At 73.8% G+C, this 24,070-nt stretch carries 27 protein-coding genes; 20 read left to right on the top strand and 7 right to left on the bottom strand.

Annotated elements, in window-relative coordinates; translation table 11 throughout:
• The first annotated feature begins 151 nt into the window (after nt 1–151).
• Nucleotides 152–1,423 (top strand): ROK family transcriptional regulator, encoded by a 1,272-nt coding sequence (locus ACZ7GX_RS42390; protein ID WP_498785963.1) that lies wholly within the window; start codon nt 152–154, stop codon nt 1,421–1,423.
• Nucleotides 1,424–1,512: 89 nt separating this feature from the next.
• On the opposite strand, the gene ACZ7GX_RS42385 is transcribed toward ACZ7GX_RS42390, so the two are convergent.
• Both ACZ7GX_RS42385 and ACZ7GX_RS42380 read right to left on the bottom strand, forming a co-directional pair.
• A complete protein-coding gene (locus ACZ7GX_RS42385; RefSeq protein ID WP_498785962.1) occupies nt 1,513–2,145 on the bottom strand; it encodes a ThuA domain-containing protein in 633 nt (210 codons plus the stop codon).
• An 11-nt stretch (nt 2,146–2,156) separates the two neighbouring features.
• Entirely contained in the window at nt 2,157–2,816 is a 660-nt protein-coding gene (locus tag ACZ7GX_RS42380; RefSeq protein ID WP_498785961.1) for a TetR/AcrR family transcriptional regulator, read from the bottom strand.
• 85 nt (nt 2,817–2,901) lie between these two features.
• Between ACZ7GX_RS42380 and ACZ7GX_RS42375 the strand changes: the two genes are divergently transcribed.
• The 5 genes from ACZ7GX_RS42375 (at nt 2,902) to ACZ7GX_RS42355 (ending at nt 6,906) form a co-directional block, all read left to right on the top strand.
• Nucleotides 2,902–3,654, top strand: a complete 753-nt coding sequence (locus tag ACZ7GX_RS42375) for an MSMEG_6728 family protein (RefSeq protein WP_498785959.1) — start codon at nt 2,902–2,904, stop codon at nt 3,652–3,654.
• A 23-nt stretch (nt 3,655–3,677) separates the two neighbouring features.
• Nucleotides 3,678–4,115: a DoxX family protein gene (locus tag ACZ7GX_RS42370; protein ID WP_498785957.1), complete on the top strand. Its 438-nt coding sequence runs from the start codon at nt 3,678–3,680 to the stop codon at nt 4,113–4,115.
• A gap of 89 nt (nt 4,116–4,204) precedes the next feature.
• Nucleotides 4,205–5,044, top strand: coding sequence for an SDR family oxidoreductase (locus ACZ7GX_RS42365; RefSeq protein ID WP_498785956.1), 840 nt, complete (start codon nt 4,205–4,207; stop codon nt 5,042–5,044).
• A gap of 132 nt (nt 5,045–5,176) precedes the next feature.
• Nucleotides 5,177–5,608 (top strand): YciI family protein, encoded by a 432-nt coding sequence (locus tag ACZ7GX_RS42360; RefSeq protein WP_498785954.1) that lies wholly within the window; start codon nt 5,177–5,179, stop codon nt 5,606–5,608.
• A gap of 56 nt (nt 5,609–5,664) precedes the next feature.
• Complete coding sequence (locus ACZ7GX_RS42355; protein ID WP_498785952.1) at nt 5,665–6,906, top strand: RNA polymerase sigma factor; 1,242 nt, start codon at nt 5,665–5,667, stop codon at nt 6,904–6,906.
• Here ACZ7GX_RS42355 and ACZ7GX_RS42350 read toward each other — a convergent pair.
• Entirely contained in the window at nt 6,880–7,344 is a 465-nt protein-coding gene (locus ACZ7GX_RS42350) for an SRPBCC family protein (RefSeq protein WP_498785950.1), read from the bottom strand. The two genes, ACZ7GX_RS42355 and ACZ7GX_RS42350, sit on opposite strands and share 27 nt — an antisense overlap.
• Entirely contained in the window at nt 7,341–7,649 is a 309-nt protein-coding gene (locus ACZ7GX_RS42345) for an ArsR/SmtB family transcription factor (protein WP_308257457.1), read from the bottom strand. The genes ACZ7GX_RS42350 and ACZ7GX_RS42345 overlap by 4 nt, the downstream gene beginning before the upstream one ends.
• 157 nt (nt 7,650–7,806) lie before the next feature.
• Between ACZ7GX_RS42345 and ACZ7GX_RS42340 the strand changes: the two genes are divergently transcribed.
• From ACZ7GX_RS42340 to ACZ7GX_RS42305, 8 genes are all read left to right on the top strand, one after another.
• A complete protein-coding gene (locus ACZ7GX_RS42340; RefSeq protein ID WP_498785947.1) occupies nt 7,807–8,181 on the top strand; it encodes a hypothetical protein in 375 nt (124 codons plus the stop codon).
• A gap of 275 nt (nt 8,182–8,456) precedes the next feature.
• Nucleotides 8,457–8,813: a YbaB/EbfC family nucleoid-associated protein gene (locus ACZ7GX_RS42335; protein ID WP_498785944.1), complete on the top strand. Its 357-nt coding sequence runs from the start codon at nt 8,457–8,459 to the stop codon at nt 8,811–8,813.
• Nucleotides 8,810–9,109: a hypothetical protein gene (locus ACZ7GX_RS42330; RefSeq protein ID WP_498785942.1), complete on the top strand. Its 300-nt coding sequence runs from the start codon at nt 8,810–8,812 to the stop codon at nt 9,107–9,109. The genes ACZ7GX_RS42335 and ACZ7GX_RS42330 overlap by 4 nt, the downstream gene beginning before the upstream one ends.
• 14 nt (nt 9,110–9,123) lie before the next feature.
• Complete coding sequence (locus ACZ7GX_RS42325) at nt 9,124–9,900, top strand: WXG100-like domain-containing protein (RefSeq protein WP_498785939.1); 777 nt, start codon at nt 9,124–9,126, stop codon at nt 9,898–9,900.
• Nucleotides 9,900–10,169, top strand: coding sequence for a hypothetical protein (locus ACZ7GX_RS42320; RefSeq protein WP_498785937.1), 270 nt, complete (start codon nt 9,900–9,902; stop codon nt 10,167–10,169). The genes ACZ7GX_RS42325 and ACZ7GX_RS42320 overlap by 1 nt, the downstream gene beginning before the upstream one ends.
• A gap of 172 nt (nt 10,170–10,341) precedes the next feature.
• A complete protein-coding gene (locus ACZ7GX_RS42315; RefSeq protein WP_498785935.1) occupies nt 10,342–11,118 on the top strand; it encodes a phosphotransferase family protein in 777 nt (258 codons plus the stop codon).
• Between the two features lie 46 nt (nt 11,119–11,164).
• Complete coding sequence (locus tag ACZ7GX_RS42310) at nt 11,165–12,388, top strand: MFS transporter (RefSeq protein WP_498785933.1); 1,224 nt, start codon at nt 11,165–11,167, stop codon at nt 12,386–12,388.
• Between the two features lie 26 nt (nt 12,389–12,414).
• Nucleotides 12,415–12,921: a GNAT family N-acetyltransferase gene (locus tag ACZ7GX_RS42305; RefSeq protein WP_498785931.1), complete on the top strand. Its 507-nt coding sequence runs from the start codon at nt 12,415–12,417 to the stop codon at nt 12,919–12,921.
• Here ACZ7GX_RS42305 and ACZ7GX_RS42300 read toward each other — a convergent pair.
• Nucleotides 12,918–13,574 (bottom strand): helix-turn-helix domain-containing protein, encoded by a 657-nt coding sequence (locus ACZ7GX_RS42300; RefSeq protein WP_498785928.1) that lies wholly within the window; start codon nt 13,572–13,574, stop codon nt 12,918–12,920. The genes ACZ7GX_RS42305 and ACZ7GX_RS42300 overlap by 4 nt on opposite strands.
• A 72-nt stretch (nt 13,575–13,646) precedes the next feature.
• Here ACZ7GX_RS42300 and ACZ7GX_RS42295 point away from each other — a divergent pair, with 72 nt between their 5' ends.
• The gene (locus ACZ7GX_RS42295; RefSeq protein WP_498785926.1) at nt 13,647–14,423 is read left to right on the top strand and encodes an NAD(P)H-binding protein; all 777 of its coding nucleotides are present in this window, start codon (nt 13,647–13,649) and stop codon (nt 14,421–14,423) included.
• Nucleotides 14,424–14,492: 69 nt separating this feature from the next.
• Here ACZ7GX_RS42295 and ACZ7GX_RS42290 read toward each other — a convergent pair whose 3' ends face one another.
• Nucleotides 14,493–17,174: an ATP-binding protein gene (locus ACZ7GX_RS42290; RefSeq protein WP_498785922.1), complete on the bottom strand. Its 2,682-nt coding sequence runs from the start codon at nt 17,172–17,174 to the stop codon at nt 14,493–14,495.
• 427 nt (nt 17,175–17,601) lie between these two features.
• On the opposite strand from ACZ7GX_RS42290, the gene ACZ7GX_RS42285 reads away from it, so the two are divergent.
• The 4 genes from ACZ7GX_RS42285 to ACZ7GX_RS42270 all read left to right on the top strand — a co-directional run bounded on the left by ACZ7GX_RS42285 (nt 17,602) and on the right by ACZ7GX_RS42270 (nt 21,915).
• Entirely contained in the window at nt 17,602–18,123 is a 522-nt protein-coding gene (locus ACZ7GX_RS42285; RefSeq protein ID WP_498785920.1) for a hypothetical protein, read from the top strand.
• Nucleotides 18,124–18,196: 73 nt separating this feature from the next.
• Nucleotides 18,197–19,492, top strand: coding sequence for a PepSY-associated TM helix domain-containing protein (locus ACZ7GX_RS42280; protein WP_498785918.1), 1,296 nt, complete (start codon nt 18,197–18,199; stop codon nt 19,490–19,492).
• 112 nt (nt 19,493–19,604) lie between these two features.
• On the top strand, nt 19,605–20,708 hold the full coding sequence (locus ACZ7GX_RS42275) for an MFS transporter (protein WP_498785916.1): 1,104 nt from the start codon (nt 19,605–19,607) through the stop codon (nt 20,706–20,708).
• Between the two features lie 43 nt (nt 20,709–20,751).
• Entirely contained in the window at nt 20,752–21,915 is a 1,164-nt protein-coding gene (locus ACZ7GX_RS42270) for an alginate lyase family protein (RefSeq protein WP_498785913.1), read from the top strand.
• A gap of 35 nt (nt 21,916–21,950) precedes the next feature.
• On the opposite strand, the gene ACZ7GX_RS42265 is transcribed toward ACZ7GX_RS42270, so the two are convergent.
• On the bottom strand, nt 21,951–23,237 hold the full coding sequence (locus ACZ7GX_RS42265; protein ID WP_498785911.1) for an isocitrate lyase/PEP mutase family protein: 1,287 nt from the start codon (nt 23,235–23,237) through the stop codon (nt 21,951–21,953).
• A gap of 64 nt (nt 23,238–23,301) precedes the next feature.
• Between ACZ7GX_RS42265 and ACZ7GX_RS42260 the strand changes: the two genes are divergently transcribed.
• Nucleotides 23,302–23,979 (top strand): ArsR/SmtB family transcription factor, encoded by a 678-nt coding sequence (locus ACZ7GX_RS42260; protein WP_498785909.1) that lies wholly within the window; start codon nt 23,302–23,304, stop codon nt 23,977–23,979.
• The last annotated feature ends 91 nt before the right edge of the window (nt 23,980–24,070 follow it).

The following is a 24,070-nucleotide window of genomic DNA, read 5'->3' as shown; positions in this document are numbered from 1 at the left end:
ATTCCTCTCGTGGCCCGAGACCGGCCGCGGTCCCGCGTTGAGGCAGATTGTTAAGTCATCGAAGAAACGAAGTCAACACCTCGGCGTCATCTGCCGGTCAAGTTGCTACCCTTCGTCCGACGAACGAACTAAGACCAACGCGGGGGACCACGTGAGCGGACCGGCGCGGGCGACGCAGCATGCGAGCAGCAAGTCCGCCGTGCTGGACGTGATCCGGGCGGCGGGCACCATCAGCCGCGTCGGCCTGATCAACGCCACCGGTTTCACCGGCGCCACCATCTCGACGGTCGTCCGCAAGCTCATCGACGAGGGCCTGGTGGTGGAGACCGGGCGGGCCGAGTCGACCGGCGGTAAGCGGCGGGTCCTGCTCCAGCTCAACCACTCCTCCCGGTACGCCGTCGGCGTCCACTTGGACCACGCGGGCATCACGTACGTGCTGACCAATCTCGGTGGATCGGTCGTGGCCCGCATTTCGAGGGCGGGCGCGGGCGCGGCGGAACCGCGGACCGTGGTGGCGCGGATGGCGGCCGAGGTGAAGGGCCTGATCGACGGCGTCGGCGTCGAGCACAACCGCGTGCTGGGCCTCGGCCTGGTCTCCCCCGGACCGCTCAGCTCGGACACCGGCATGGGCCTGACCCCGCCGTCCATGCGCAAGTGGGAGGACTTCCCGCTCGCGCGCGAGCTGGAGCGGGAGACGAGCCTGCCGGTGGTGCTGGACAACGACGCCACGGCGGCGGCGCTGGGCGAGCACTGGTCGGGCGGGATCGGCGGGACGGCGATCTCGGCGGCGTTGTACATGGGCACGGGCATCGGCGCGGGTCTGATCATCAACGGCATCACCTACCGCGGCAGCAGCGGCAACGCCGGGGAGATCGGCCACATCTGCGTGGACGCGGACGGGCCGGAGTGCTGGTGCGGCGCGCGCGGGTGCGTGGAGGTGCTCGCCGGGCCGGCGGCCGTGGTGGCGGCCGCACGGGCGGACGCGGCGCTGGCCGGGTCGGCGGGGCTGACCGGGCGGTCGCGGTCGGTGTCGTCGGACTTCGCGGCGGTGAGCCGGGCGGCGCGCCGGGGCGAGCCGTCGGCGTTGGCGATCCTGGAGCGGTCGGCGCGGTACATCGCGGTGGCGGCGCGGACGTTGGCGAACGTGATGGACCTGGAGGTCCTGGTGCTGACGGGGCCGAGCTTCGCCATCGCCGGTTCGGTCTACCTGCCCGTGGTGCGCGACGAGCTGGACCGCACGTTCTTCTCGCGGGCGGCGCACGGCGTCGACGTGAGGCTGTCCCGTTCGGCCGCCACGGCGTCCGCGATCGGCGGGGCGGCTCTGGTGCTGCAATCCGAGCTCGTGCCGCTCCACGAAGGCCTCAGGCTGCCGGAGAACCTGGCCGACTCGGAGCCCGCCGCGTTGGCGGACTCGGGCGGGTGACCGCGGGGGTCCTGGGCGTTCGACTCGCGGGCCGTGAAGGTTCCTGAGCGTCGGACACGCGGGGCTTGGGCGTTCGACACGCGCGGGGGTCAGGGGCGGGCGGCCCAGAGCAGGCCCCGTTCGACCAGGGTGCGGACCGGGGGCAGGGCCAGGTCGGCCGGGTGGTGGCCGATCGTGCAGGCGAAGACGCGGCCGGCGCCCCAGCGGCGGGTCCACACGGCGGGCACGGTCAGCTGGGTGTGCCACGGCTCGGCGGCGGCGAAGGTCGTGGTCGCGTGCACGTCGTTGAGGCCGTCGGTCAGCACCCAGTACTGCTCGGTCCGCAGGTCGAACCCCTCGAGACCGGCCACGATCGGGTGGGTCGAGGTGATCTCCACCCGGTGGTCCACGAAGCCGCCGGGGTGGTCGACGAACTGGCCACCGACCAACCTCAGGTAGCCGCGGGAGTGGCGGAACGCGTCCACCAGGCCGCCGTGCCACCCGGCCAGCCCCGTCCCACCGCGCACCGCCGCTTCCAGGCACGTGAACTGGTCGTCGGTCAGCACGCCGTCGCTCCAGCACTGGACGACCAAGTCGTACCCGCCGAGGCGCTCGTCGTAGACCTCCAGCGAGTCCGACACGTCCACCGCGAACCCCGACGAGCGCAGGAACGGCAGGAACCCGTCGGTCGCCTCCACCGGCGAGTGCCCGTCCCAGCCACCGCGAACCACCAGTGCCCTCACGACGCCGAACCCTACGGCCTCCGCGGGCGTCCGGACCGGGCCACCAGGCCGACCAGCTGGTTCACCAGGCCCTCCGTCAGCCCTTCCCGCACCAGCTCGCCCGCCGGCGGTCCGCCCAGCTCCCGCATCACCTGCGCCACCGCGTCCGTCGGGTTCGCGTGCGGCCACAGGCCGGCCGTCATGACCAGCACCACGCGGGCGAAGTGCCGCGCCGCCGCCTCGTCCAGCACCGGCACCCCGGCCCGCACGACCTCCGCCAACCGGGTCGTGTGCGCGTGCGCCCGGCGCTTGAACACGCGCGCGAAGTCCACCGAGATGTTGCGCTCCAGCACCCCGGCCATGCCGCTGACCAGCTCGCACAGCAACCGGCGGCGCAGCAGCGAGGTCGCGATCGCGGTCGCCACCTCCTCGGCCTCGGCCGCCGGCGCCACCGCGGCCTCGACCTCGTCCAGCCAGGCGCCCCACTCCCGGTCGAGCAGTTCCAGGAAGATCGCCTCCCGGCTGTCGAAGTACCGCAGCACGTTCGACTTCGCGAGCCCGACCCGGTCGCTCAGCTCGCGCAGGCTGATGTCGGCGACGGACCGCTCCCGCAGCATCGCGGACGCCGTGTCGAGGATCGTGCGTCGCCGCTGCTCCACCTGCTCGGGCCGCCGGGCGCGCTGGAACTCCACCGCCGCAGGCTAACAGCCCACCGGTCTTTTGCCTGTCCGGACGACCCACGCGCTTGACCGGCCGCACGCGGGGTAGCCGGCTGGGGTGCAAACGTTCCTGCCGTGCGCGACCTTCGCCCGCAGCGCCGCCGTGCTCGACTCGCGGCGGCTCGGCAAGCAGCGCGTGGAGACCGCCCAGATCCTGCGCGCCCTGGTCTGGCCCGAGTACGGCTGGAAGCGGCACCCGGCGGTGCTGATGTGGCGCGGCTTCACGCCCGCGCTGGTCGCCTACGGCGTGGCCGTGTGCGACGAGTGGCGACGGCGCGGCCACCGCGACGGCCTGCGCGCCGGGTTCCTCGACTACACCGGCGGCCGGGAGCCGACGTGGTCGTGGTGCCTGGCCGAAGGGCTGCTCCCGCCCTGGCTCGGTGACGACGACCTGCACCGCAGCCACCGGTCCGCGCTCCTGCGCAAGGACCCCGACCACTACCGCCCGCTGTTCCCCGACGTCCCGGACGACCTCGACTACGTCTGGCCCGCGCCGGTGTTCCCGCTGGACGTCCCCGACACGCCCGGCCTGGTCGCGTGCCGCGTCGACCGGCCTCCCCTGCCCGACGAGGACCACCCGCCGCCACCGCCGCTCGACCACCGGCCCGGCCCGTCGGTCGCCCGCCCGCCCGGCGAGGCCGACCTGGCGGCCGTGCGCGCCGAGGCGGCCGACCCGCGCCGGGTCCGCTTCTTCCGCCGCGGCCAACGCCTACCGGCCCCGACCAGCCGGTTCACCCTCCGGCTCGACTTCCCGGAAAAAAGTTCGGCCGACGTGTCGATCCGGAGGGGTCCCCGTTCGTCGCGTCAGTAAGACCACGAGATGGGGAGCCCGAGATGACCACCACGACCGACACCCGCCGCGCCGCCGCCCACACCACCACCGCCACCACCAAGCGCAACGACCTGGTGCTCGCCGCCTTCCGCGTCGTCGTGTCGTTCCTGTTCGGCCTGCACGGCCTGCAGGGCCTCGGTTTCCTCGGCGGCATCGACGGCCAGGGCGCCGCGGTCCCGTTCGGCTCGTGGCCGGGCTGGTACGGCAGCGTGATCGAGCTGGTCGGCGCCGTCCTGGTGCTGGTCGGCCTGGCCGCGCGGCCGGCCGCGTTCGTGCTGTCCGGCGTCATGGCCTACGCCTACTTCACCGTCCACCAACCGGAGGCCCTGCTGCCGATGCACAACATGGGCGAGCTGGCCGCCCTCTACAGCTGGGTGTTCCTGCTGCTGGCCGTCCTCGGCCCGGGCGCCTTCACGGTCGGGCGCGCCCTGCGCCGCTGACCCTCCACACACCCCCGAAGGGCGCGCCTCCACCCGGAGGCGCGCCCTTCGGCGTGTTCAGGTCGTACGCACGTGGGCACCCTGCGGACATGGCCGAGAACCCGATCAAGTACCCGGGGTTGACCGACGACGTCCACCCCACCCCGGACCACGGCGAGGCGACCTACCGCGGCACCGGGCGGCTCACCGACAAGAAGGCCGTGATCACCGGCGGCGACTCCGGCATCGGCCGCGCCGTCGCACTGGCTTTCGCGCGCGAGGGCGCCGACGTGCTCATCTCCTACCTGCCCGCCGAGGAGAAGGACGCCCGCGACACCGCGAGGCTCGTCGAGGAGGCCGGGCGCAAGGCGGTCGCCGTCCCCGGCGACCTCACCGAGGAGGCGCAGTGCGCGGCCGTCGTGGCGCGCGCGGTCGAGGAGTTCGGCCGGATCGACGTCCTGGTCAGCAACGCCGCCTACCAGATGGCGCAGGACGGCGGCCTGCTCGACATCTCCACCGGGCAGTTCGACCGCGTCATGAAGACGAACGTGTACGCGATGTTCTGGCTGTGCCGGGCGGCCGTGCCGCACATGCCCGAGGGCTCCTCGATCATCACCACGTCGTCCATCCAGGGGTTCCAGCCCTCCTACCAGCTCCTCGACTACGCCACCAGCAAGGCGGCGATCGTGAACTTCACCAAGGGCCTGGCGCAGAACCTGGTGGACCGGAAGATCCGGGCGAACTCGGTCGCACCCGGTCCGGTGTGGACGCCGCTCATCCCGGCCACCATGCCGCCGGAGAAGGTGGAGAGCTTCGGCGAGCAGTCGCCCATGGGCCGCGCGGGTCAGCCGGCCGAGCTCGCCCCGCTGTACGTCTTCCTGGCCTCGTCGGAGTCCAGCTACATCACCGGCGAGGTCATCGGTGTGACCGGAGGCTCGCCCATCACGTGAAACCCCTGGTCAGGGGCCCGCGAAAAAATCTTGGAAGAAATCGGGCCCGGATGTCGATCCACGCCCCCGCTCGTTCGTCGCGTGAGTAGAGGCCAGGATGGACCGGCCAGGCGAACCAACAGGGAGATCGACATGCGTTTCATGGTGATCGTGAAGGCGAACGAGAACACCGAGGCCGGCGCGCAGCCCACCGCGGAGGAGCTGAACGCGATGGGCGCGTTCAACGAGGAGCTGGTCAAGGCGGGCGTGCTGCTGGCGGGCGAAGGGCTGCACCCCAGCTCCAAGGGCGCGCGGGTCTACTTCTCCGGCGACAAGCGCACCGTGGTCGACGGCCCGTTCGCCGAGACCAAGGAGCTGATCGCCGGTTTCTGGCTGCTGGAGCTCAAGTCGCTGGAAGAGGCGGTCGAATGGGTCAAGCGGGTGCCGAACCCCACCGGCGAGGAGTCCCAGATCGAGATCCGGCAGGTCTTCACCGAGGACGACTTCGTCAACGCCTCGCAGGAGCTGAAGGACCGCGAGCGCGAGCTGCGCGCCGAGCAGGAGGCCCGCGCCGCCCAGGGCTGACCCCGGGGCACGCGCTTGCCGACGCGCATCGGTAGCTGATCTGATTCCAGGTCGTGATGGCTACCGATGCGCGTCGTGCGGTCGAGGCGGTGTGGCGGATCGAGTCCGCCCGCCTGATCGCGGGGCTGGCGCGGATGGTGCGCGACGTGGGCCTGGCCGAGGAGCTGGCGCAGGACGCGCTGGTCAGCGCCCTGGAGCAGTGGCCGGAGCACGGCGTGCCGCGCAACCCCGGCGCGTGGCTGATGACCGCGGCGAAGAACCGGGCCGTCGACCTGATCCGGCGCGACCGGAACTACCAGCGCAAGCTCGAGCAGATCGGGCGCGACACCGGGTCCGACCACGTCCCGGACGCCGCCGCCAAGGTCGGCGAGATCGACGACGACCTGCTGCGGCTGGTGTTCACCGCGTGCCACCCGGTGCTGTCCACCGAGGCGCAGGTGGCGTTGACCCTGCGCATGCTCGGCGGTCTGACCACCGACGAGATCGCCCGCGCGTTCCTGGTGCCCGAGGCGACCGTGGCGCAGCGGATCGTGCGGGCGAAGAAGACCCTCGCCAAGGCGGGCGTCCCGTTCGAGGTGCCGGCGGAGGACGAGCGGGACGCCCGGCTGGCGTCCGTGCTCGGCGTGATCTACCTGATCTTCAACGAGGGCTACTCGGCCACCGCGGGCGACGACTGGATGCGCCCGGCGCTGTGCGCGGACGCGTTGCGGCTGGGCCGGGTGCTGGCCGGCCTGATGCCGCGCGAGCCCGAGGTGCACGGCCTGGTGGCGCTGATGGAGGTCCAGGCGTCCCGGGCCAAGGCGCGCGTCGGCCCGGACGGCGAGCCCGTGCTGCTGCTGGAGCAGAACCGGGCCCGCTGGGACCAGCTGCTCATCCGCCGCGGCCTGGACGCGCTGGCGAAGGCCGAGTCGTTGGGCGGCGCCGGCGGACCGTACGCGTTGCAGGCGGCGATCGCCGCGTGCCACGCGCGGGCCCGCGTGCCGGAGGACACCGACTGGACCCTCATCGCCGGTCTCTACGAGAGGTTGTCGCTGGTCGCGCCGTCACCGATCGTGGAGCTGAACCACGCGGTGGCGATCGGGATGGCGTTCGGCCCGGCGGTCGGGCTGGAACTGGTGGACGAGCTGGTCGACGAGCCCGCGCTGAAGGGCTACCACCTGCTGCCGAGCGTGCGCGGCGACCTGCTGGCCAAGCTGGGCAGGCACGCCGAGGCGCGGGCGGAGTTCGAGCGGGCGGCCGGGATGACCCGCAACGAGCGGGAGCGCAAGCTGCTACTGGACCGCGCCGCCGGCTGCTAGCGCCCGGCCGAGGTTGTCCAGCAGCTCGACGGTGCCGCGCTCGCGGTGCTCGACCTTGTCGTGGCCGTCGAGGAACGCGCCCGACTCGGTGTAGACGAGCCGCGTGCCGCCGCCGGAGGCCTTGAACTCCACGGTGGCGACGGACACCGAGATGCGCGTGTCCTCCATGTGCATCTCGTAGGTCGTGACGATCCGCTCGTCGGGCACGATGTCCTGGAAGCGGGCCGCGTAGTGGAAGACCTTGCCGCCCGGCTGCCCGCCGCTGACGCGCTCCTCGCCGCCGACGCGGAAGTCCTGCTCCAGCGGCTTGGCCACCCACTCGTCCGGGCCGACGAACCAGCGCGACTTCGCCTCGGGGGTCGCCCAGGCGGCGAAGACCGCGGCGGGCGGCGCGTCGTAGTCGCGCTCCAGCGTGAACGTCGCGTGCTCCACGGTCATGACTGCTCCTTCAGGTAGTCGTCGAGCCGGTCGAGCCGGCTCTCCCAGGTCGTGCGGCGCTCGGTGATCCACTGCTCGGCCTGGCGCAACGCGGACGGCACGACGTGGCAGGTCCGCACCCGACCGACCTTCTCCGTCCGCACCAGGCCGCTGGCCTCCAGCACCTGCAGGTGCTGGACCACCGCGGGGAGCGACATCTCCAACGGCTTCGCCAACTCGCTGACCGACGCGGAGCCCAGGGTCAACCGCTCGACCATGGACCGCCTGCTCGGATCGGCGAGCGCGTGGAACACTTGGTTAAGCATCTACTTAAGTATCCGCGCCCCGCCGCCGATGTCAACCGCTCGCCCCGGCGACCTCGGAGCGCCTCGTCGGACGACCGCACGGCCCGGAAAACCGCTCGGCCGCCGGCGTGCCGCCCCGGTACCGTCCGGCGGACGTGATCGACGGAGAGGGGGCGGCGTGCGCAAGAGCCCGCAGGAGAAGAAGCGGTTGAGCTACGCCAAGGACCGCCGCAACACCTACGGCGAGAACGACAAGAGCTCCCGCAAGAACATCCCCCGGAACAAGCAGCTCGCCCACCGCGCCGACCGGCACCACGCCGACCAGGCCCTGCGCTCGGCGCTCGGTCGGGCCGACGAGGCGTCGGCCGACCACGCCGAGCAGGTCGCCCGCGACCGCCGGCCGTCGTGGTTCCGCAAGCACCCCGACGCGCCGCTGGGCGAGGTCGTCGCCTACCGGCTGCGGGAGCGCGTCGAGGCCGGCACGGACGGGCAGGAGCGGGCCGAGGCGCGGTTGGCGCGCGTTCGGCGGCACTACCGGCGGGCCACCCCCTGACCGGTCACGGCCACGTGCCGTCCTCGGTGAACCGGGTCGGCGCGGCCGTCGGCCCGGCGAGGTCCCGGCCGTTGGCCGCCACCCAGCCGTCGTAGTACGCGTCGGCGTACGACGCCGACCGCGCCGCCCAACCACGGCAAGCCGAGCCGCCGGCGGTGTCGTCGCACCGCGCCGGTCGGACGGGTGGCCGGAACCTGTCAGCGCACCCCGACGGGCCCGGGACCTGACCCAGACTCCGCTCGAACGCCCATCAGCCGCACGGGAACGAGGGCCGAGTGAACCCGGTCGACTACGAAAGCCTCGCCGACGAGGTGAAGACGATCCAGCGCGGGCTGGCCGAGGTCCGCGCGACCGCCGTGTCCGACGACGGCCTGGTCAGCGCCGTCGTCGGCGGTCGCGGCGAGGTGATCGAGCTGGACTTGGACCCCCGGATCTACCGGACCGCCGACTCCGCCGCCCTGGCGGCGACCATCACCGCCACGATCCACCGCGCGGTGGCACGTGCCCAGGCCGAGGTCTTCACGCTGGTGCGCCGGTTCCTGCCCGCCGACGCCACCCCGAAGACGGCCGACCTCGACTTCGACCCCTTCCTGACCTCCCTCGACCGCGCTTCTCGGCGGGGCGACCGGTGAGCGGCGTCGAGCTCTCGACCGAGGCCGCCCTCTTCGAGCTGAACGGGATCGACGTGGAGGGCAAGCTCGCCACCGACACCTGGCGCGGCCACCGCGCCACGATCGACGCGGGCGAGGCGGGCATCGGCGCCGGTCCGCTGGCCGACGCGTTCCGCTCGGTCTACGTGCCGGAGCCCGTGAAGCAGGGCGCCGACCACGCGTTGGCCGCCGTGCCCGCGGTCGTCAAGGCGGGTCAGGAGGGCGTGGCCGACTACGTGGCCGCCGACCAGCGCGCCGCCGCGGGTCTCCCGCGCTGATCGGAGGACTCGGCATGCCCATCGGGGAACCGACCAGTGCCCTGGGCCTGTGGCCGGAGGTCAAGGCGATCACCGGCTGGCCGGAGACCGACGAGACCGCGGCGGTGGACCTGTTCTTCGGCTGGCGGGACGCCGCCGCGGCCGTCCACGCGCTCAGGTCGACCAACGTGAGCGGGCTCGCCGGCGCCTGGCCGGACCCGGCGGGTCAGGCCCTGCTGGGCAAGCTGGGCGAGGTGTTCGCCGCGCTCGGCACGGTCGAGCAGGACATGAACGAGCTCGCCGGGCGGGCCGGGCGGTTCGCGCTGGAGGTCGAGGGGGTCAAGAACTACATCCGCGACGCGATCCACCTCAACCTCGTCAACTTCGGCATGGCCGCCGCGCTGCCCCCGGTCATCGGACGCCGCATCCAGGACGGGATCGTCGCCGACCTGGCGTCCGCCATCGTCGCGGAGATCACCGCCTCCGCCGAGCGGATCAAGGCGCCGGGGCCGATCGACCACCGGCAGATCATCGAACAGCTGGCCGCCGCACGAGGGCTCGGCGAGCACGGCCTGCACCTCATCCAGGACAACGCGAACACGATCAGCGCGTTGGCCGACGTCAGCGGCGACGCGAGCACCGGCCTCAGCATCGCGAGCGACGCGGCCCTGCTGGCCGGTCCGGCGGGCGTCCTGCCGAAAGCGGGGCTCGAAGCCGTGTCGACCGCGCTGGGCTGGGGCGCGTTGTTCGGCCACACGCTCGCCTACCTGGGCGGGCGGACGTGCCGCCGGAGACGTTCCTGCTCGACGTGATGGGACTGGCTTCCCCGCTCGGCACCCCGGTCCTGCTCGCCCACCTCGGGGTCGACGTGGCCGAGTACGTCGGCGGCCAGCCGACGTCCACCATCGTGGACGACTACAACAAGTACTGGCGACCGACCGGCGAGGCGGTCAGCGGCACCGACCCGCTGCTGGGGTCCTACAACCCGGTGCTGAACGCGTCGGCGGCGGGCGGAGCGCTCGACGCGGAGCGACGGCCGGACCTGCTGGAGGAGCGGGCCCGGTCGCGCGGTGATGGCTGACCGCACCGCCGACGCGACGGGTGAACGGCTCGGTCGCACGCGGGTCCCGCCGGTACCGTTCGGCCCGAACCGGCTGGGAGGAGGCAACCGTGCGCAGGTCCCCTGAGGAGGAGGCGCGGTCGAGCCGCGCCGAGGACTGCCGCGGCGACGTCCCGCGCGGCGTGCCCGCGCCGTGAGCCACGGCGACTTCGACGGCGGCTGGGACAGCCTGGCGCGGTTGGTGGACGGCCGGTGGGTCGAGCGGCGGCCCCGGCGGCCGGAGGTGGCGGCGCAGTTGCGCCGGGAGACCCGGTTGATGCCGTGGCTCGCGCCTCGCCTGCCGCTGCCCGTGCCGGTGCCCGAAGTGGTGTCCGACGAACCGCTCGTCGTGCGGCACGCGCTCGTGCCGGGCGAACCCCTCACCCGCCCCGGGCACGGTCGCGCGCACGGACGAGAGCTCGGGCTGTTCCTGCGCGCGCTGCACGACTGCCCGGCCGACGAGGCGAGCCGCCTCGGCGTGCCGACCCGGCCACCCGGCGACGCCGTGCCGCGGTTCGAGGCCGACGTGGTGCCGCTGCTGCCCGCGCGGCGGCGCGAAACCGCGCACGAGCTGCTCGCGGCGGCACGGCGGCTCACCGGCGGCACGCTCGTCCACGGCGACCTCGGCCCCGACCACGTGCTGACCGCCGACGGCGTGCTGACCGGCGTGATCGACTTCGGCGACGTCCACCTCGGCGACCCCGCGCTCGACCTCGCGTGGGCCCTGCACGACACCGCGCCGGCGTTCGCCGCGGCCGTCGCCGACGCGTACGGCGTGACCGAGGACCAGCGGGCACGCGCGCTCACGTGGCACCGGCTCGGCCCTTGGCACCACGTCACGTTCGGCCTCGACCACGACGACCCCGTGATCACCCGCGAGGGACTGCTCGGTGTCCTCGCCCGGCTGCCGGCGACGCCGGGGAGGCGCTGACCGGGAGCTGTCGGCGTTTGCCAGGATGGCCGTGGGGGGTGGCCGCATGAGCGACGGCGAGGAACTGCTGCGCCACAAGGAGTTCGTCCGCTTCTGGGCCGCGGACGCGGTGTCGTTGGTCGGCACGGCGATCACCACGTTGGCGCTGAGGGCCGTAGCCGTGTTGACGCTGGGCGCGTCCGCCACCGAGGCGGGGATGCTCGAAGCCGCGCGCTGGCTGCCGTACCTGCTGTTCGGGCTGGTCGCGGGCGCCCTGGTGGACCGGTGTCGGCGTCGGCCGGTGCTGATCGGCACGGACCTGGCCCGCGCCGCCGTGCTGGCGCTGATCCCGCTCGCCGCCTTCACCGGCACCCTCGGCATGCCGTCGCTGATCGGGCTGATGGTCGTGTTCGGGACGTTGAGCCTGTTCTACGACGCGGCGCACCAGTCGTTCCTGCCGCTGCTCGTGCCGACCGAACGCCTCACCGAGGCCAACGCCCGCCTGGAGCAGACCAGGGCCGGCGCCCAGGCCCTCGGGCCGCTCGTCGCGGGCGGGTTGGTGAAGCTCATCGGCGGACCGCTCGCCGTGCTGGTGGACGCCGTCTCGTACCTGGTGTCGGGCCTGGTGCTGGCCACCCTGCGCACGCCGGAACGGCCGGTCGAGGCGCCGCCGAAGCGCGACCTGCGCGGCGAGGTGCGGGAAGGCCTGCGGTGGGTCTACCGGCACGAGGTGCTCCGCCCGCTCGCCATCGGGTCGCACGCCTGGTTCCTGTTCACCTCCGCAGCCGGCGCCGCCTACACCATGCTGGTGCTCGACGAGCTGCGCCTCGACGCGTTCCTGTACGGCGTGACGTTCGCGGTGGGCGGTGTGGGCGGGCTGGTCGGCGCGTCGCTGTCCGGACGGGTGGGACGACGGTTCGGCGTCGGCCCGGTGATCGTGGCGGCCCGCTGGCTCACCCCGGTCGGTTACGCGCTGGCCCCGTTGGCCACGTCGAGCACGACCGGGTTCGCTCTGCTGTGCGCGGCGCAGTTCGTGTTCTTCCTGTCGGCCATCCTGGACGCCCCGGTGGAGATGGCCTACCGGCAGTCGATCACGCCCGACCGGCTCATGGGCCGGATGAACGCCACCATGAGGTCGGTCAACCGGGCCATGATCGTGTTCGGCGCGCTGGTCGGAGGCGTGCTGGCCGACGTGCTCGGCAACCGGCCGGCGCTGTGGACCGCCGTGGTGGGCCTGGTCGGCACGGCCGCCTGGATCACGTCCTCCGCCGTGCGCCGCGCCCGGTTGTAGCGCCGCCCGGCTGTACGGTGGACGCGGTGGAGCTGCGCACCGCCAAGGCCGCCGACCTCGACCAGGTCGCCGTGCTGGACGACTCGTTCACCACCGCCACCGTGCTCGAAGTCATGGCCACGCCGGAGGGCTTCACCCTGCGCCCAACTTCGGTCGACCCACCGCTGCACAAGGTCTTCCCGCCCGACGACGACCCCGGCGGCACGGTGTTCGTCGCCGCCGACGGGCCGCGCGTGCGCGGGTTCGTCGCCGTCGACCTGGAGGACTGGCACCGCCGGCTGGTGATCCGGCAGGTCACCGTCGCACCGGGACACCGCGGGCGCGGCATCGGCCGGGCGCTGGTGGAGCACGCCTGCGCCCACGGCCGCGAGCACGGCGCGCTGACCGCGTGGTTGGAGACGTCGTCGGTGAACGTGCCCGCGGTGCGCGCCTACCGACGGCTCGGTTTCGCGTTGTGCGGCCTGGACACCACGTTCTACCGGGGCACGCCCGCCGTCGGCGAGGTCGCTCTCTTCTTCGCCCGCGACCTCTAGCAGTAGGTCGCCTCGGGCAGGTCGCCCGCCACGTACGCGCCGGGCGGCACGCCCATCGTGGCCCGGAACTCCCGGCTCAGGTGGGCCTGGTCGTAGTAGCCCAGCTCCACCGCCAGCCGCGCCCACTCGCCTCGCTCGCCCCGGGCCACCACCCGCCGCACGCGGTCGACCCGCGTGTACTGCTTGGGCGACAACCCGACCGCCCTGGTGAACAACGTGCGCAGGTGCCGTTCGCTGACGTCCAGCGCCCGCGCGGTCTCCGCCACGCCCCGCGTTCGCAGCAGCCGTGCCGCCGCGTGCACGAGGTCCGACCGCTTCGGGTCGGTCGACTCGACCCGGCTCAGCAGCGCCGACCGCAACGCGGCCTCGTCGCCCACCGGCCGGCCCCACACCTCGCTCAGCGGCACGACCCGGCCCGCCAGCTCGTCCACCGGCACGTCCAGCACCGCCTGCGCCCGGCCGGGCGTCAACCGCACGACGGTCCGCCGCGCGCCCTCCCGCCCGGTCACGTAGCTCGCCCGGTCGCGTGGACCCACCACGAACGCGCCGGCCGACGCCGTGCACACCACCAGCGTGGTGGCCGTGTCCGGCGCGTGCACGAACTTCCCGCCACCGAACGACTGCATGCCGATCCCGGCGACCCACGGCCGCAATCCTCGCTCCACGCACCCGACAACCGCCGGAACGTCCAAGACCTTCCCGACCCCGGAGCCGAGACTCGTCCCATGTTGCTGATCACGGGTGCCACCGGCACCACCGGCCGTGAAGTCGTCCGCCTCCTCACCGACCGCGGTGCGGCGTTCCGCGCCCTGTCCCGCACGCCGACCGGCGACCAGGTGCACGCCGACCACGCGGAGCCCGCGTCCCTCGACCGGGCGATGGAGGGGGTGGACGCGGTGTTCCTGCTCGGCCCGGGCACCTCCGAGCTGCCGTCCTACGACTCGGCCGTGCTCGACGCGGCGAAGCGCGCGGGCGTGCGGAAGGTGGTGAAGCTGTCCTCGATCCCGATCGGCCCGGTCGGGCAGTGGCACCGGCCCGGCGAGGAGGCGGCCCGCGCGTTCCCGGTGTGGACGCTGCTGCGGCCGAGCATGTTCGCGACGAACTCGCTCCAGTGGGCGCCGCAGGTCGCCGCGGGCGAGCCGGTCCCGAACCCGGTGGGCGCGACGAAGTTCGGCGTCGTGGACCCGCGCGACCTGGCGGAGGTGGCGGTGCGCGCCCTGCTCGACGACGACCACCACGGCCGCACGTACACGCTCACCGGGCCGGAGCTGCTGAGCATCCCCGAGCAGGTGGCCGTGCTGGCCGACGTCCTCGGCCGCACGCTGTCCACAGTGGACCTCCCGTTGACCGCGCTGCCGCCGGAGTACGCGGAAGGCCTGCGGGCGGCGCTCACCGGTGAGGGCTCGTTCCTGTCCGACGACGTGGCCGAGGTGCTCGGGCGCCCGGCGACCGCCTACGCCACCTGGGCGCGGGAGCGCTACCCGAGGGTCGCGTCTGCGTAGTCCGACCGATGTCCCGGCGGGGTCGCCTGGTTCTGCTTCTGGTGGTACCTGCTGCCGTTGCGCTGCCGACTAGCCCGAGGCGCCCAGGCGCCGGATGCCCTCGCGGGCGATGTCGGTGCGCGACCGCACCCCGAGCTTCGCGAGCACGTGTGACACGTGCGTGGCCACCGTGCGGCCGGACAGGAACAGCCGTTCCCCGATCTGCCGGTTCGACAACCCGGACACGACCAGCTCGGTGACCTTCAGCTCCGTCGGCGTCAGGCTCTCCCACCCGTGCGTGGCCCGCCGGTGCTTGGCGTGCGGGCCGCGCCGGATGCCGTGCTCGCGCAACCGGGCCAGCAGCCGGGTCGAGTCCCAGTCCGCGCCCAGTTCCGCGTGCACGTCCACGGCGTGGCTCAACGCCGCCCGCGCCGACGTCCGGTCGCCCGCCGCCGCGAACAGCTCGGCCGCCGCGGACAACGCCTTGGCCCGGAACAGCGGCCGGCCCGCCACCCGGTACTCCTCGGCCGCGTGCAGCAGCCCGACCGGGTCGGCCGACACCAGCGCCCGGCAGTAGGCGGCGGACGCACGGCGGTGCGGCACGGCCGGTTCCGCGGTCGCGGACTCGGCGGCCAGCGACTCGGCGTGCGCGACCGCGGCGGAGGCGTCCTCGCCCAGCTCGACGGCCAGCCGCACGAAGTCCGGCAGCAGGTCCTCCGCGCAGTTCCACCCGGTCAGCACCGACCACGCCTCGCGCACCAGTCCGGCCTGCTCCAGGGACAGGCTCACGGCCAGCGCCAACGGCCCGATCACGTGCCCGGCCAACCCGGCGCCCGCCGCGTCGAGGTGCCGCCGCGCGCCCGCCGCGTCACCGCGGTGCAGGTGGATCAGCGCCGCCACGCCGTGGTCGCACCGCGACACCATCGGGTGCTTCAGGTCGTCGGCCAGCAGGTCGACGTCGACCAGCGCCTCGTCCCACCGGCCGGCGTCCAGCAGCAGCTGGCCCAACGCGCTCTGCGCCTGCCCGAGCCGCACGAGGTTGCCGACCTGGTCGGCCGCGTGCCGGACCACCTGCGCGGACGCGATCGCCTCCGCGCCCCGGTCCAGCTCGCCCAGCGTCACGGCCTGGTTGATCTGGAGCAGCAGCCGCAGGTCCGACGTCGCCGGCTCCCCCATGGCCACCGCCAGCGCCCGGTCGAACAGCGGCAGCGCCTCGGTCATCCGGCCGCGCGCCATCGCCACGATCGTGCGCACGTGCAGCGCCCAGCTCGTGGCCCACCGGTCGCCGCCGACCAGCGCGGCCTGCGCGAGCCGTTCGGCGTCGTCCAGCCGGCCGACGTCCCAGTGCGCGCGGGCGGCCAGCACGAGCAGCCGCGCCCGGTCCGACGCGGTGACGTCCGGCGCCGCGAGGGCGCGCTCCACCTCCAGCAACGTCTCCGCCGAACGCCCGGTCATGCTGCGGCACTGCGCCAACGTCCAGTGCAGGTCGACGAGCGTCCCGTGCTCCAGCCCGGCCAGCGCGACGGCCTCCGCGCCGTGGTGGTCGCCCAGCCGGAACCGCGCCTCGGCCAGGTGCGCCAGCAGCACGCCCCGCCGGCCGCCGGTGTTCGGCGCGACCACGACCCGGCTGAACAGGTCCACGGCGGCCTCGGGCGCGTGCGCGACGAGCATCGAGCCGTGCACGACCAGCCAGTCCGCCACCCAGTCGGGCAGCCGGTCGTCGGCGGCGAGCAGCTGCCGGGTCACCCGGTCCACGCCCGCGCCCGTGTCGGCCAACGCCCGCGCCGCCTCGGTGTGCCAGGCGCCCCGTGCGGCCTCGGGCACCTCGTCGTACAGCGCCGTGCGCACCAGCGGGTGCCGGAACGACAGGCCGGCCGTGCCGTCGACCAGCACGCCCGCCACGGTCGCCTCCTGCAACGCGGGCAGCAGCTGCACCACGCGCACGCCGAGCACGGCGGCCAGGTCGGCGACCGGGAAGTCGACGCCGAGCAGCGCGGCGGCCACGAGCACCCGCCGCACGTCCGCGCCGAGGAACCCGATCCGGTCCGCGATGGCGGCCGACAGCGACGGCGGCACGCCCGCGTCCACCAGCCGGGCCGTGCCCGTGGCGTCGGTCTCGATCGCGGACCCGCGCAACAGCGCCTCGACCAGTTCGACCAGGTAGAGCGGGTTGCCGCCGGCGTCCTCGGCCAGCCTGGCCAACGCCTCGTCGGGCGTGCCGCCCGCCAGCCTGCCGGTCAGCTCCACCACGTCGGCGGGCGCCAGGCGCGGCAGCGGCAGCCGGGTCACGCCCTTGCGCAACGCGGCCACGTCGTCGCGGCGCGGCAACGGCCGCAGCACGCCGATCAGCAGCAATGGCAGTTGCGGCACGAGGCCCGCCAGCCGCCGCCACACCGCGACGCTCGCCTCGTCCGCCCACTGCAGGTCGTCCAGCACCAGCACCACCGGGCCGATCGCGCACAGGTCGTCCACGCGGGCCAGCAGGCGTTCGGCGGTGACCGCCGCGCTCTCCGACCGGGCCACGGCGAGCGCGTCCAGCAGGGGTAACAGCGGGAGCGCGCGGCCGAGCTCGTCGCCCGCGCCCCGGCACACCCGGAAGCCGCGGGCCGCCGCGACGTCGCACGCCGCGCGGACCAGCGCCGTCTTGCCGATCCCCGGCTCGCCCTCGACGAGCAGCGCGGTGCCCCGCCCCTGGGCCAGGTCGTCCACCAGCGCCGAGAGGCGGCCCAGCTCACGCTCGCGGCCGGCGAGACGCAGGGTGACGGCACGCACACCGTGAGAATACGGTGCAAACGGCAGGTTAACAAGATGTTACATTGTTCGCCAATTAACCTGATCGTCAACCAGTTAGCCGTTTGTTCACGCCGATTCCGCTCCGCGTCCCTCCGACTGCTGCCACGGTAATCGCCGGAATTCCCCCGTCCCCGTCGACTGGAGAACGCATGCGAATCGCCCGAGTGCTCATCGCCGCCCTGCTGGTCGCTGTCTTCACGACCGCCGCGGATCTCTCCACCAGCCCGTTCGGCGGAATGCCCTACAACTGACCGGCGATATTCCACCCGAATTCAGAAAATTCCACCCGACCGGTGCGGACAACGACGAACAGGGGTCGCCCGGACAACGGAGTCCGGCGAGCCCGTCGCCGCACGGGACATTCGTCCTCCACCCGCCCTGGACGAGGCCGCTACGCTGCGGAAGCGTGGCACCGGCCCCGACCCGAGGCGCCGCGCGCGTGCTGCGCTGCGGCGCGGTCGGGCTGTCCACCGGGCTGCTGGCCGTGCTCGCCCACGCGAGCGGCGGCGGCCACCTCCCTTCCCTGCCGCACGTGCTGGTGTTCGCGCTGGCCATCGCGTGGACGTGCGTGCCGCTGACCGACCGGCAGCTCGGGTTCGCCGAGCTCCTCGGCCTGGTCGGCGTGGTGCAGGTGGCGGCGCACGTGTTCCTGGCCGTGCTCTCGCAACACCCGCGCGAGGTGCTGCCGTCGCCGGCGATGCTGCTGGCCCACCTGGTCGCCACGGCGATCGTCGTCGCGGCCCTGACGGGCTTCGAGCAGGCCGTGTTCCGGCTGGCCGCCGTGATCGCGGCCGTGCTGCCGCGCAGGCTGAGCCCGCCGCCCGCGTTCGCGCCGCTGCGCATCCCGATCGCCGCGCACCCGCAGCAGCCCCTGTCCGAGGTGCTGCGCCGCCGCACGCTGCCCCGTCGCGGCCCGCCCCACTCCTAGGTAGCCGCACCTCCCCACCACCGCCCCGACTCCCGGGACCGGTGGCATCCCCCCATACCCAGGAGTTCCCGCCATGACCGAGTCCTGGCGCGGCCTCGTGCTGCGCTTCCACTTCTACGCGGGCGTGCTCGTCGGCCCGTTCGTGCTGATCGCCGCCCTCACCGGCGTGCTGTACGCCGCGACACCGCAGTTGGAGTCGTGGCTCTACTCCGACCAGCTCCGCGTGCCCGAGTCGTCGTCGTCCGTGCCGTTGTCGCAGCAGGTGAAGGCGGCGGTGGCCACCCGGCCGGACGACGAGCTGGTCGCCATCCGGCCCGCGCCCGAGCCGGGCACGACGACCCGCGTGCTGTTCGCCTCCGACGGCGACGCGAGGCCGACCGTGTTCGTGAACCCCGCCGACGGCGCCGTGGTCGGCGAGCTGATGACCTACGGCACCAGCGGCGTGCTGCCGCTGCGCACCACCATCGACCAGGTCCACCGCAACCTGCTGCTCGGCGAACCCGGTCGGCTCTACAGCGAGCTGGCCGCGTCCTGGCTGTGGGTGGTGGCGCTGGGCGGGGTGTTCCTGTGGTTCAGCCGCCGTCGGACCCAGCGCACCAGGCCGACCACTCGCAAGCACACGACCGTCGGCCTGTCCGTGCTGGTGGGCGCGCTGTTCCTGTCCGCGACCGGGTTGACGTGGTCGGCCTACGCCGGTGAGAACGTCGCCGCCGTCCGCCAGGCGCTCGACTGGACCACGCCGGCGCTGGAGGGCGGCGGCGACCACGCCGGGCACGACATGTCCAACCCCATCCCGGTGATGCCCGGCGAGGTCGACTCGGTGCTGACCCACGCCCGTTCGGCGGGCATCGACGCCGGGCTCATCGAGATCACCGTGCCGCCGATGGCGGGCATGGCCTGGAACGTCACCGAGATCGACCGCGCCTGGCCCACGCAGGTGGACGCGGTCGCCGTCTCCGGCGGGCAGGTCGTGGACCAGGTGCGGTTCGCCGACTACCCGTTGGCGGCGAAGCTCACCCGGTGGGGCATCGACCTGCACATGGGCGTGCTGTTCGGCTGGCCCAACCAGCTCCTGCTGCTGGCCGTCGGCCTCGGCCTGGTGGCGCTGGTGGTCCTGGGCTACCGGATCTGGTGGCTGCGCCGCCCGACCCGCGGCTTCGGCCGGCCGGTGCCGCGCGGGCAGTGGCGGAAGGCGCCGCGGGCGCAGCTCGTGGCCGTGCTGGTGGTGGCCGCCGCCGTCGGCTGGTTCATCCCGCTGCTCGGGCTGAGCCTGCTGGCGTTCCTGGCGACCGACGCCGTGCTGGCCGTGCGGTCGCGGCGGCGGAAGTCCGGTGAGCCGGCTCCGGAATCGTCGCCGGTGGCCGGGTAAAAACGGCGCGACGGCCGAGCCGGGAGCGGGTTAGCCTCCAGCCATGCGCTGTGGTTGACGCCCCGTACCGCCCCCGGCTCGGCCGCTGGCCCGCCTGACGGTGGGCTGGGCGGTGCTGGCCGACACCGTGCCGATCTACCCGCTGTACGCGCTGCTGTTCGTGGCCACCGGGTTGTCGGACGCCGAGGTCTCCGCGTTGTTCGCGATCTGGTCGACGGTCGCGGTCGTGGCGGAGGTCCCGTTCGGCGCGTTCGCGGACCGGTTCTCGCGGAAGTGGTCCGTCGTCGGGGCAGGCGTGTGCCAGGCGGCCGGGTACGCGACGTGGACCGTGCTGCCCGGGTTCACCGGTTTCGCCGCGGGTTTCGTGCTGTGGGGCGTGGGCGGGGCGATGTCGTCCGGCGCGGTGGAAGCGCTGCTGCACGACGGGTTGGCGGCGGTCGGCGCTTCGTCGCACTTCGGGCGGGTGCTCGGCCGGGTCACGGCCGTCGGGTTGCTGGCGCAGATCCCGGCCGCGCTGCTGGCCGTCGCGCTGTTCTCGGCGGGCGGGTTCGCGCTCGTCGGGTGGGTGAGCGTGGCGACGTGCCTCGGCGCGGCGCTGGTGGCGACCCGGCTGCCGGAGACGCCGCGACCGGAACCCGCGGGCTACCTGGCCGTGTTGCGGTCCGGGCTGGCGGAGACCGTGCGCGCGGTGGACGTGCGGCTCGCCGTGCTGGTGGTGGCGTCGTTGGCGGCCCTGGACGCGTTCGAGGAGTACTTCCCGCTGGTCGCGGCGGGCTGGGGCGTGCCGGTGGCGCTGGCGCCGCTGGCGACGTTGGCGATCCCGTTGGTCGGCGCGGCGGGTGCGGCGTTGGGTGGGACGCGGCTGCCGTTGGGCGTGCTGCTCGGTGGTGCGGCGGTCTTGTTGGGCGTGCTGGGCGTGGTCGCGCACCCGTTCGGGCTAGCGGGTGTGGCGGTGTTCTACGGCGTGTACCGGCTGGTGTGGGTGAGCGCGGAGGCGCGGTTGCAGTCGCGGATCACCGGTGACGCGCGGGCGACCGTGACGTCGGTGGCGGGGCTGGGCAGCGAGGTGTTCTCGTTCGCCGTGTACGGGGCGTGGGTGTCCGGTGGGGTGGTCGCGGTGGCCGGGGTGGTGCTCGTGGTGGCGTTGTCGTTGCCGCTGACCGGCCGGTCGCGCTCCCGGCCGGAACCGGACGGCGCGGTCGTTTCACCACCGTGAACGTTGTTGACGGCTGTGGTCCAGACCACACATGCTCGGGGTCATGGTCCGCAGATCGCTCTTCACCGCCGCGTTGGTGGCGGTCGGCTTGGTGGTGGCGCCCGCGCAGTCCCCGGCGGCGCCCGCCACGTTCACCCACCCCGGGGTGCTGGTGAGCAAGGGACAACTGGACTTCGTGCGGGCCAAGGTGAACGCGGGCGCGCAGCCGTGGCGCGGTGCGTACGACCAGATGATGGCGCACCCGTTCGCCTCGCTGTCACGCGTGCCCAAACCGCGCGCGGTGGTGGAGTGCGGGTCGTACTCCAACCCCAACTACGGGTGCACGGACGAGCGCGAGGACGCGTTGGCCGCGTACACGTTGTCGTTGGCGTGGTACGTGACGCGGGACAACCGGTACGCGGCGAAGGCGATCGAGATCATGGACGCGTGGTCGGCGACGATCCGCGACCACACCAACAGCAACGCGCCGTTGCAGACCGCGTGGGCGGGCTCGTCGTGGCCGCGCGCGGCGGAGATCATCAAGCACGTGCACGGGAACTGGCCGAACTCGGGCCGGTTCGCGACCATGCTGCGCGAGGTCTACCTGCCGGAGATCGTCAACGGGCGTGCGGCGACGAACGGCAACTGGGAACTGTCCATGATGGAGGCGACGCTCGGGATCTCGGTGTTCCTGGAGGACCGGGCGGTGTACGACAAGGCCGTGTCGATCTTCCGGACCCGGGTGCCCGCGTACGTCTACCTGACCTCGGACGGCGCGCTGCCGCGCACGCCGCCGGGCAGCGGCATCGACACGCGTGACGAGATCGTCTCGTACTGGCACGGGCAGACCACGTTCGTGAACGGGCTGTCGCAGGAGACGTGCCGCGACTTCGCGCACACCGGCTTCGGCCTGGCCGCCGCCGCGCACATCGCCGAGACGGCCCACCACCAGGGCCAGGACCTGTGGTCGGAGGTCCGTGAACGCCTGCGTCACGCCTACGGCCTGCACGCCAGGTACCAGCTGGAGCCGATGCCGTCCTGGCTCTGCGGCGGCACCCGCAAACAGGCCCTCGGCCCGACGACCGAGGTGGCCTTCAACGCCCTCAACACCCGCCTGGGCATCGCCATGACCAACACCCAGAGCCTGACCGAACGCCAACGCCCCGCCGCCACCGACCGCCTGTTCGTCGCCTGGGAAACCCTGACCCACGCCGCCAACCCCTCCTGACCGCCCGCGCGGGTCCTACCTCCGGAACGCGCGGGTCACGGGGTCGAGAGGGACTGGGTTTCGGGGTAGGTGGGGAGGTCGGCGGGGGTGGGGGCGCCGGAGCGGACGGCGCGGGCGGTGTCGACGGCCGCGGCCAGGGCGGCGCGGAACGGGAGCGAGCCCGTGCTCACGCGGCGGACGCCCAGGTCGCGGAGGGTGTCGGTGGGCAGCGACGGCAGGGTGTTCAGCGGCACGGGGACCGCGGCGACGGCGGCGGCGATCTCGGACTCCTCGGCGAGGCCCGGGATGAACACCCCGTCGGCGCCGGCGTCCACGTAGGTCCGCGCACGGTCGAGCGCCGACGCGCGGTCGACGCCCAGCCAGTGGGTGTCCACGCGCGCGTTGACGAACAGCCCCGGCGCGGACTCCTTGAACGCACGGACGATCCGCGCGTGATCGGCCGGCTCCGCCAGGCCCGCACCACGCCCGTCCTCCACGTTCACGCCCGCCACCCCGAGCTCCCACAGCTCCGCAGCCAACGCACCCACGTCACCCCCGAACCCCGCCTCCACGTCCACCGTCACCGGCACGGGCAGCCGCACCAGCAGCCGCGCCAACGCCACCGTCTCCGCCCGCGCCACGCCCGCCGCGTCCGGCAACCCGTGCGCCACCGCCACACCCAGGCTCGTGGTCCCCACCGCCCCGAACCCCGCCCGCACGAACGCCGCCGCCGACGCGAAGTCCCACGCGTTCGGCAGCACCAGGAACCCGTCGTGCATCCGGTGGAACGCCCGCGCACCCTCCACCAGCGCCAACGCGTGCGCCCGCCCCGGGCACGCGTGCCGACCACCGCCGAACCACGCCTCGCCCAGGTCCACCTCCACCACCGACCCGTCCGGCGCGACCCGCCGCGTCACCGGCACCGGCGGCTCGACCCCGGCGATCAACGCCCGGGTCGCGCCGGAGGCCTGCACCAGCACCCCGATCAGGTTCGCCGTCCCCTCGTCCCACGTCCCACCGCACGCCGCGACCAGCCGCGCCACCGCCTCGTCGGCCTCGGCGGTGACGTCGACGTGCGGCTGGTAGCACGCGGCCACCACCGCGACGTCCGACGCGACGGACCGCGGCAGCCCCAGCGCCTCCGCCAGCACCGCCACCGGCTCACCCGCCCGCCGCAACGCCCCGGGGTCCACAGTGGACAGCACCCGCTCCACCGACGCCCGCCGCCGCGCGTGGTCCTCACCCTCGCTGAACCGCGCCACCGACGACCGCAGCCACGCCACCCCGGTCGCCGCCGCGGGCACGGGAGGAACCACGTAAGACGAATCCCACAGCTCGTTCATGCCGCCAACGTAAGCCGCCGTCACTTCGGCCACCGCCGAACCGTCACGAGCGCACAATGGCCCCATGGCCGCAGACGAACTGGCGAACCTGGCCGCGCTGCTGGCCGACCGCAGCCGCGCCCGCTTCCTGCTCGCGCTCCTGGACGGCCGGGCCTGGACGTCGGGCGAACTGGCCGAGGCCGCCGACGTGGCGCCGTCCACGGCCAGCGAGCACCTGACCCGCCTGGTCCAGGCAGGCCTGCTCGCCGAACGCCGCCAAGGCCGCCACCGCTACGTCCAGCTGGCCGGCCCGAAGCAGGCCAGGCTGCTCGAAGACCTGCTCGCCTACCTGGGACCCACCGACCCGCCGGCCCGCACGCTCCGCGCGTCCACCGCCAACCAGGCGCTGCGCCGCGGCCGGACGTGCTACGACCACCTGGCCGGGCGCCTCGGCGTGGCCATCACCGACGCCATGGCGGCCCGCGGCCTGCTCACCGACGACCTCGCCCTCACCGACGACGGCCTCGCGTGGCTGCGGGACGAGCTCGCGTTCACCCCGCCGGCCACCCGCCGCCCGCTGGCCAAGGCGTGCCTGGACTGGACCGAGCGCCGCTCCCACCTCGCGGGCACGGCGGGCGCGCACGTGTGCGCCCACCTGCACGCCCGGGACTGGGTGCGCGGCATCGGCACGGGTCGCGCCGTGCGCCTCACGCCCACCGGCGAAGCGGCGCTGCGCGACCTCCTCGGCGTCTCGGCGCCCTAGCGCCTGTTTCACAAGTCCGTGTTCGCGATAGTCGGGCCTGAGGCGGCTCCCGGGGGCACGGCCGAATGGGCCACATACAACAGCGGTATGC

This window comes from Actinosynnema sp. NPDC037264 (assembly GCF_055603705.1).
This window is presented reverse-complemented; position numbering and strand designations above follow the sequence as displayed.